This window comes from Schlesneria sp. (assembly GCF_036405755.1).
Lineage (GTDB): Bacteria > Planctomycetota > Planctomycetia > Planctomycetales > Planctomycetaceae > Schlesneria > Schlesneria sphaerica.
In genome coordinates this window covers 1-9,251 of sequence record NZ_DASWWZ010000057.1, presented here as the reverse complement: position 1 = coordinate 9,251, position 9,251 = coordinate 1, and the positions used below count along the sequence as shown (strand labels likewise).

General features: G+C 55.9%; 5 protein-coding genes and 1 pseudogene. 1 reads left to right on the top strand and 5 read right to left on the bottom strand.

Annotated features, from left to right (window positions below):
• On the bottom strand, nucleotides 1–1,133 hold a 1,133-nt coding region (locus VGE80_RS01970), incomplete at its 3' end, for a DUF1549 domain-containing protein (RefSeq protein WP_440591480.1).
• 166 nt (nucleotides 1,134–1,299) lie between these two features.
• On the opposite strand from VGE80_RS01970, the gene VGE80_RS01965 reads away from it, so the two are divergent.
• A complete protein-coding gene (locus VGE80_RS01965) occupies nucleotides 1,300–2,019 on the top strand; it encodes a hypothetical protein (protein ID WP_440591479.1) in 720 nt (239 codons plus the stop codon).
• 189 nt (nucleotides 2,020–2,208) lie between these two features.
• Here the strand turns inward: VGE80_RS01965 and VGE80_RS01960 are convergent, their stop codons facing one another.
• The 4 genes and pseudogenes from VGE80_RS01960 to VGE80_RS01945 all read right to left on the bottom strand — a co-directional run.
• Nucleotides 2,209–3,156, bottom strand: a complete 948-nt coding sequence (locus tag VGE80_RS01960; protein WP_397570464.1) for a cobalamin-binding protein — start codon at nucleotides 3,154–3,156, stop codon at nucleotides 2,209–2,211.
• A gap of 127 nt (nucleotides 3,157–3,283) precedes the next feature.
• A complete protein-coding gene (locus tag VGE80_RS01955) occupies nucleotides 3,284–5,833 on the bottom strand; it encodes a DUF4159 domain-containing protein (RefSeq protein ID WP_440591478.1) in 2,550 nt (849 codons plus the stop codon).
• 329 nt (nucleotides 5,834–6,162) lie between these two features.
• Nucleotides 6,163–7,233 (bottom strand): EF-P lysine aminoacylase EpmA, encoded by a 1,071-nt coding sequence (epmA, locus tag VGE80_RS01950; RefSeq protein WP_373651610.1) that lies wholly within the window; start codon nucleotides 7,231–7,233, stop codon nucleotides 6,163–6,165.
• Between the two features lie 4 nt (nucleotides 7,234–7,237).
• Nucleotides 7,238–9,251: pseudogene (locus VGE80_RS01945) on the bottom strand (glutamine synthetase adenylyltransferase); the annotation flags it as partial.

Here is a 9,251-nt window from a genome sequence, read left to right as displayed (position 1 = left end):
CCGTCATACACATGCACCAGTCCGTCTTTACCGATATCGGGTTGTCCCACAACACGATCGGTCCTAACATCGTGCGCCTCAAAAAAGGCTCGAAACTGGTAATACTCTTTCTGTGCCAACGGGTCATACATGTGGTCATGGCACCGGGCACAATTGAGCGTTGTGCCCAGAAAGGCCTTGGCCGTGTGCTCGATTGTTGCGTCCAGCCAGACGTTGCGATTGAACGAGAACCAGTTGCGAACGAGGTATCCGGTTGCGCGGCGTACTTGAGGATCGTCGGGAGCGATCTCGTCGCCCGCAAGCATCTCCTGCAGCATCTGGTCATAACCTTTGTCCGCGTTCAGCGATTCGATAATCCAGTCGCGCCAACGCCAGATGTGGGGCTTGCTCTCGCGGACTTCCTGCCCATACCCGTCCCAGTCGCTGTAACGCCAGACGTCCATCCAATGCCGTCCCCACCGTTCGCCATATTGAGGGCTGGTCAGCAGTTGATCGACGACCCGTTCCCAAGCCTCAGGACTATCATCGGCGAGGAAAGCATTCATCTGTTCCCGCGTTGGGGGCAGTCCGATCAGATCGAGATAAACTCGCCGCAGCAGCACATGCTTCGGCGCCATCGGACTGGCCGTCAGGCGATGCTGCTGATGGCCTGCAGCGATGAATGCGTCGATCACATTTTCCGACCAGGCAGGGTCAATTCCCGTGGGCAATGGGGCACGGACTGGCAACTGATACGCCCAGTGCTGAGCGGGGTCCTTCTGAGGTTCATCGTGAGGGGCCAGAGCCCCGTTCTCGATCCACCGTTTAATCAGGTCGATCTGCTCAGGCGACAGCGGCTCTCCCTCGGGCGGCATTCGAGAGACACCTTCGGTCCCTTGAATGGCCGAGAGGATTCGGCTCTGACCTGCATCGCCTGCGACCAGTACCGGACCTGTGGCTCCTCCTGATTTCATGAAGTCGACGGTATCCAGCCGCAGGTCGTTTTCCTGCTTCAAAGAGCCGTGACACGAGTAACAGCGACGAGAAAGAACAGGCTTGATGTCTCGGGCATAGTCAATCTCGTTCGAGGCAATTGCCTCGACGGGAATCCAGAACAGAAGCGACCACGCGAGCATACTTCGAACTTCGATCACAACCATATCTCCATGAGGGAGTGCAAGCCGGGGGGCTCGACCGGATCCCAAACTGTTCTCGTCGTATTAACCTTATTTTATTCGTGCGTCACTTGCCAGTTGGAAAGGTTCCCGCAATCGTGAAAGTAATCAACCCTCTGTTGAGTACTTTTCAGCGAGATCACTGATGCGATTTGCTTTGAGCCAACTGTTGCGTCTGAATTGGGCAGTCCTGCTGGTTGCGATGGTTCCGATGGCCGGCGTGTCTGTGGCGGAGGAACCGGCTGCGAGGCTGCTCGGACTGCCTCTGGTATTCCAAGATGATTTTGAAACCGGTGATCCGGCGACCCGTTGGGAACCCAGCGACGCCAGGGCCTGGAAGCGGATTGAGCAAGGGCCAAATGCGATTTGGAGTCAGTTTCAACACATCGAGACGAAGACGCCGGTTCGCTCACCGTTTAACCGATCTGTTGCGAAAGATGTCGTCGTGGGGAGTTGCGTACTTGATGTTCGCCTTCAATCGACTTCAGAAGATTACCCACATCGTTCTTTATGCCTGTTTTTCGGTTATCAGGATCCGGCGCACATGTACTACGTCCATCTGGGCCAACAGGCGGACGATCACGCGAATCAGATCTTCATCGTGAACGACCAACCTCGTAAAAAAATCTCAACGAAGACCACGGCGGGGACACCCTGGGACAAGGAATGGCATCACGCTCGTGTCACTCGCGATGTAGACAGTGGAAAGATCGAAGTCTTTTTTGACGACATGAGCGAACCCGTCATGACGGCCGTCGACAAGACTTTCACCTGGGGACAGGTGGGAATCGGATCGTTCGACGACACGGGCAATTTCGATGATGTCCTTGTGTATGGGAACAAGGTCGCTCGCCCTGAAAAATAGTCTGCTGCGGCTGGCGGAAGCGAGTGAGAATTCCGCTGGTTCGACCCATCCACGCGATTCACTGACCCGCTTTGACAGATCTCTCCCGACCGATACCCGGTCTCTGATGAACCATTGGTAGACAGGAGACCGGCGGAGCCAATTCCGTGGAACCAAGCGACATACTTGTCGAGCAGACCTGTTGTCCACTTAGGTACCAGTCGCAAGTGGGCCAAGTCGCGTATCCCACGTCACCTGCCGAGCGGGTTCCAATCCCTTTGGAAGCGGATGAAGCGCGGGATGCAGCGCGTGGGCGAGAATCTCGAGACTCTCAACCAACCTTGGTCCTGGTCGACTGAAGTATGCGTTTCCATCCATCAGATAGATGCGTCCATCGCGTACTGCGGGCAGATTCATGAATTCTTGATTACGGGCGAGAATCGGAAGGTCCTGGCAAGTTCGCTCGACATCGAATCCGCAACAGGCGATCACGACGACTTCGGGACGCGCTGCGACGATTTCATCCCATCCAATTGTTCTTGAAGGTTTGCCTTCTTGTCCGAGGACTTCTGCACCTCCGGCGATCCGGACGAGTTCCGGTGACCAGTGCCCGGAACTGAAGGGAGGATCAATCCACTCCAGCAACAGCACGCGCGGTCGGTTAGTGACTTGCTCTGCCCGTTCCCTGACAGCGGAGACGCGTGCCTGAAGTTGCGCGATGGCGTCTGCCGCTTGTTTTGTTGCACCTGCAGCGCGACCGACGAGATCCAAACATCCGAAAACTTCAGAGAGGGTCGTTGGTTCCAGATTCACGACTTGAGGACGTCCCGGAAGCGTGCAGATGGCGGCATTCACTTCCGACTCGGCGACGGCACAGACATCGCAGAGTGCCTGCGTCACAATTAAATCTGGTTTGAGCCGACTCAGCACTGGAAGATCAAGGGTGTAGAGGGCTTTCTCGGTTTGCAGACGCTCGCGGACGAGATCATCAATTTCACGGCTGGATGCATCCGTCGGAATCAGTGTCCGGGTAACCTTTGGCAGCGAACGAACGGGAAATGGATAGTCACACTCATGCGTGACACCGACCAACTGGTCACCCAGGCCCATCGAACAGATGATTTCAGTCGCACTGGGAAGGAGTGACACGATTCTCATGGCAGTTCGATAGTCCAGGGGATGACGAGCAACACGGTCCGTTGGTGGATTGAACCGAACAGGCGGGTCACGGTAACGGATTAGAAATCCGAATGAGCCTGACAAACGGGATTTTGCACCTTGGAACTTAAGGAGCAATCTCTCCCGGCTGAAGTCGCAGGTTCTGTAGCATCGAATAGAGGATAATGTTGGTCCCCAGTTTGACAGCGTCTTCCGGGAGGTAGCCCTCGCAGTTCCCCGATGTTTGACGTTCGAGTGCGCAACTGATGTCGTAACGGCTGTAGATCACGCTATACCGACCATCGACCTCGATTCCTTCCAGGATGGGTTCAGTGGCTCGAGTCGTGAAGTTGCCTCCCACCGTATTTTCACCCCCCTCCGCCGTACGGCGCCTCAGCAATCTGATGTCTTGCCCGATCTTTTCCGAAAAGAGTTCGTGAGTCACAGGAATTCGTTCCAATTTGCGATCGGGGTAGACCTGCTTGATCAAGTCGCGAAATGATTTGTCGAATGGCTTCGCACCGCAGCACGAATCTGCGACGAGGACGCCTCCGCGATCGAGATACAGTCGCAGTTGCTGACGCTCATCCTCGGGAGTGGTGAACCGGTTCCGGCCGTGCATGTAGAGGATCGGATAGCGGAAAATGTTCTTGTCAGACAGCATTAAATCACGGGTTTTCGTCGATGCCGCCATTCCCACACTTTCATTGAGGGAAGTCAGCAAATTGCGAAGCGCGCGCGGTGCCGCGTTCCAGGCTCCTTCATGCTTGATCAGAGCAATCTGGAGCAAACCCCGCTCGATCTGATCGAGTTCACCCTTGTTTTGTGCGACCTCTCGAACTTGAGTTTTGTCGGGTGGTTCACGACCCGTGGCGTAGGCCATGACGTTGACGCCAATCTGTGTCGCACGGACGATTTTGGCTTTGAGCTGCACGTTTCGATTGGGAGGATCAACCTTCGCCCAATAATCCCACAAACACCCCAGATCTTCGGGTGAGTACATAATCGACGTACGACATCCGAAATCAACGCCGTAAAGCTTAACGCCATCCGGCTGCAACGGGTGTTCGATCCGATAAACCGGATGATCGGGAGGAAGCAGTTTCAGCTCACCTTCTCCTGGGGGAACGATCTGAGTGACGAGCTCACGAAAGCTGGCCTCGAAGTCGTCGCCCTGACAGGTAGGGCAGGCAAGAATGAAATTGCCTTCTTCCAGATACTCTTTGATCAGTTGGGTCTCGGCGGGAGAGAACGACAGCCGGCCGGGTCCTGTAATGAACAGGACCGGAGCCTGCATCATGGAGTTGACCCCTCCCGTCTTCACCGCCCGAGCGAGGTCGAGGTCCTGGGAAGTCAGCAATTTCGGCCATCGGGGCATGTTGCTGATCAACTCAGTTAAGTTTCTGACATCTCGGGGATGGCGATTCCAGTTGTTATCCAGCAGCACGTTTGGGTTATTGGGATGTCGCATGCCGTACTTCAGCTTGTTGACGAGAACGGGCGACAGACCTTTAGACAGGAAGAGCAGAGCCAGACTGGTGCCACAGACTGGCCGACTTTCGTAGGTTCCGGTGCCGACCCAGTGCCCGTCGACGGGATTCTGAATGGCGAGAAGTTTGGCTGTTCCTTCACGGTACCAGTCATAATCTCCGAAGAACCTCTGTCCCGTCAGTCGTCCCGCGCGTTCAATCCCGTAGATGTAATAGAGCAGCCAGGAATGGCCGGGGCCACCGGGATTATGGTGGACTGAAAAACTCCGGCCGAGCCAGTTCAGTCCGTTTTGAATCGCCATATCATTGGGCCGTTCATTGCAGCAGGGGGGGCTACCATCCGCGGCAACGTCGGCATCGGACAGGAGCATCTGTTGAATAATCGCGAGTGAGGCGACGCCAGCGACGGTCATGCTTCCACTGCTGCGGGGCCTGCCGACGTCGCCGTCCGCGCCCCCGACCAGATAGCCCCAACCCCCATCGACGGGACTCTGATTTCTCTCCCAATAGTCACGCGCACGCTCCCAGGTCCGTCGGCTCACACTCGCACCCGCTTCGACTGCTTCTCGCAAACCAAGGATCGCGAATTGCGTGTTACTCTGATCTCCCAGATTTTGAGAGACATTCTTCAAACCGTAAGACCAGGCACCGACGTTATTAGACGTGATTTGGCCGTTTTCAAGACGCTGCGCCAGATCGGCAATTCTTACAGCGTCCGATTTCTCTTTGGCTGCCGATAGGGCCATGATCATCAGCGACACCTGGTAGGTTTCGTTGCGTCCTCCGAAATCGTCCTGGCTGCGGGAACGAAGATACTGCAACCCCCGGCGAATCGTCGGGTCTTGTGCGGTCATGCCAGAATTGAGAAGCGACAGGACGCACAGACTGCTGATCCCGACCTGGACTTCTGGCTCCGCAACCCAGGACCCATCCTGAGCCTGTTCCTGGATCAGAAACTTCTTACCACGCTCAATTGCCTGTTTGACTTCGTTTTCGGCGAGATCGGCGCACTCTGCACCGCGCAGGGACGAAATGAAGAGCGCCAGGACCAGGCACGCTCGACCTACCACCTTAGAGTACAACGGAGTCTGCCTGACGCCGGGAAAATGCTCAGAAGAAACATCTGAAACCAGGGGGCTGTCTGTAGCGTACCGGTGTGGCGAACCACCGTGTCTGTCTGAGTCCATTCTCGAATTCCGTTGCGCGGTACCGATGATGCTTTTCAAGGCGGAATCCTTCACAAAGCGACTCCTTCGACGACTTGCGGAGTGCGACGATCGATGCCGTTGAAGAACCTCCCAGCTGTCGTTACAGGAATTCCTGCCTGGTCCATGAGTAGGTTGCGACCTCCGTTCGCTGGCAGCCGTCCGGGAAGATCGATGATGGCCCTCAATACAACGTTACGGCATACGCTACGGAATTGAGGGGATCTCCTACTTCGCTTGACCCCATCCGACCGTATTGTGCCCACGAACCCAGTCCCTATCTTCGCGACAAAAACGCAGAAAGCAAATGCTCAAGCGATCTCAAAAGGGAAGGGGATGACTTCTGAAATCGTCTTCAAGCCCAGGGCAAGCATTATTAAGCGATCCACACCGAGAGCATTGCCCGAACAGGGGGGCAGGCCCTTTTCCATGACGGTGAGCAGGCGACTTTGCTGCGGCAGGGGACGCAGGCCGACCGCTTCGCGTATTCGGGTCTGTTCGCGGATTCGATCACGCAGCGTGGTGGCATCGGTCAATTCGTCATAACCGTTGCACAGTTCAATTCCGTCTATGTAGAGCTCAAAACGATGCGCCGTCAGCCCGTCATGAGACAATCGGGCCAACGCGGCCTGACTTGCCGGATAGTCCACGAGAAACGTTGGTCTCCCTTGGCCAAGATCCGGTTCAATCAACTCAGCAAGCAGAAAATTGAGCCAGCCGTCTCGGTCGTCCAGGTCGAGCCCGGGAGGGGGGACCAGGTGATTCGTGCGTGCGATCCCCCGAATCTCGTCCATGGAACAGCTTATGACGTCAGTCCCTGTTCGTCGGATGAAAGCTTCGCGGTACGTGACCTGCTCGAAACCGCGTGGGTCCATGGCTCGGTCATAGAGTGCGGAGGAGTCCGCTGTGGGGGTAAAGCCGGGAAGTGCGGCGGTCGCAGAAATGACTCGTTGAACGAGTTGCTCGGTGGTACTCATCAAGGCCTGAAGGTCATCGCCTTGTCGGTACCATTCCAGCATGGTGAATTCCGGATTATGACGTTGCCCCGATTCGCCGTTACGAAAGACTTTTCCCAGCTGATAGATGGCACCCGCTCCTGCTGCCATCAAGCGTTTCATGGCGAACTCGGGTGACGTCTGCAGGTATCTGGCGCTGCCGTCCGTCCGCCAGTTGCATCCGAGTGGAATCCAATCCGCCACGAATGGCTCCAGCCATGCATCGACGACGGTGTCGGTTGATAGTATCGGAGTTTCGACCTCGAAGAATCCTTCGTGGTCAAAAAAATCCCGCATCACTTTCAGCAATCGAGCCCGATGCCGCAGGACGCGAATCGACGCCGTGGGCTGAATGCTTTCTGATGCTCTGTTGGAAACGGTTCCCATGGCTTCACACCACCTCCGCCTGTCTGCGGACAAGATCGTTGACCACTTCGATGTGCTGGTTCAGGTCGCGATGAAGTTTTTGAGGTGACGATCCGTAGCCCAACCGACGCGCGAGAAAATGGAAATCCTGGCTTGAAGGACCGGAGACCGTCAGGTCGCGCGCATCACCCCGGACCATACGCAATGCATCGATCAGCCTGCGGAAAAAGCCATAGGCGTTTCGCAGTGCTCGATAGTCTGATTCGGTCAATACCCCCGTTCGATGCATTTCGTCCATCGCGATGCGCGTGTTCGTCACCCGCAGACTCGCGTGCCTTGAGCCATGCGTGATCTGCATGGCCTGAACGAAGTATTCAATATCGACCAGGCCGCCCGGGCTAAGCTTCGCATTGAACTCGCCGGTCGCAACGAGTTGTCGGACCTGCCGCTCTCGCATGGCGCGCATTGAGGCGAAGTCGAAAGGTGGACCGTCATACAGGAACTTATCTCTGAGTGAGATCAGTTTCTCTCCAAGTCCGGGGTCCCCTGTGATCGGACGCAACTTTACCAGGGCCTGACGTTCGTAGGGCCAGGCGGCGCCTTGGGGATCAAAGTAACGCCGGAATGCATCGAGCGAGACTGCCAGTGGCCCAGATCGTCCATATGGACGAAGTCGCAGGTCAATTCGGAAGATCCCTTCTTGTCGAGCCCGGATGGCATGCACGCAGGATTCGACGAGCCGCTGATAATACGTCGCATTGGCGATCGACTCGCGTCCGTCGGTCATCCCATCTTTGTCATAGACAAATAGCAACTCGATGTCAGAAGCAAAACCGAGTTCGCGGCCACCGCATTTCCCTAGAGCGCAGACGACCATCGAAGCTCGATCGCCATCAGCACATTTCGGTACCCCGTACCGATCGTGAAATTCGAGTTCACTCAGTTGCAGACTGGTCGAAACAACCACCTCGGCAACATCAGTCAGCTCTTCGGCAAACCGATCGAAGTCTCCGCACCGTCCGAGAATATGGCGGAGATCGATTCGGAACATTTCGCGGTCCTTGAACGCATTCAAGGCTCGACGACGTACTGCCGGATCATCGATCTCTGCCAGCTCAATCGCGAGGTCACGCCAGAGCAACGATTTCGATTTCGCTTCTTCGATTCCGGTGATGTCACGCAGGACCGGGAAGAGGTTGGCATATTGCAGCCGCAGGAAATCTTCCCACAGGAAATCGCTCACCCCAAGGACCTTTGCCAGCGCAGTCAGGACTTCAGGCCGTTCAAGCGACGAGAACTGTTCTGTCCAGTCTGGCTGCTGGAACAATTCGCCCAGAAATGAACGAAAGTGGATGAGAGCAGCCTCCGGGTTCGGCGAGCCTGGAAGCAGATGAGTGAAGTGCTTAATCAGCACAATCGCTGCCTGAAGCTCCTGCATTCGCCGTTCATCGAGGATCTTGCCACGTCGGGCAGCGTCTGTGACATAGAGAATATCCGCTGCGACATTGAGGTCAGTACTGACGAACATCCCTTCGATGGCAATTCCGCTGAGAGCTAACGCGTTCGTCAGTTCATAAAGGAAGCCAATCGTGTCTTCACCACGGATGTGCAGGACTGTAAACCGCTCATGCGACTGGTTGTCGAAGCTGACTTCCAGTGGAGCTGGCTTTGTTGCCAGGTCGGGCGAGTCTTCCAGTGCGTCTGCGACCCGTGACGCAAGGCGTCCCTGGGCTTCATGACTCAACCCGGATTGTGCGAGTTGAACTAACTCTGTCAGGTCAGATTCGTAGCAGTTCCAGACTTCGGACATGACTGCTTCGATTGAAGACCGAACGGTGAAAACATCGACAAACTTGCATTCGCGAGTTTTGGCCGCGCCCCCTTGAGTGACAGGCTCAGCAGTGGATGCGATCCCGTTGACAATGTCGAAACCGTAGACAAACAATAATCCGCAAATGAGTGACAGTTCCCCGGGGTGGTCGATCCCCAGGACTCGGACACGCCATGAACCTGCACCATCCGACTTGGCGAGAACGATG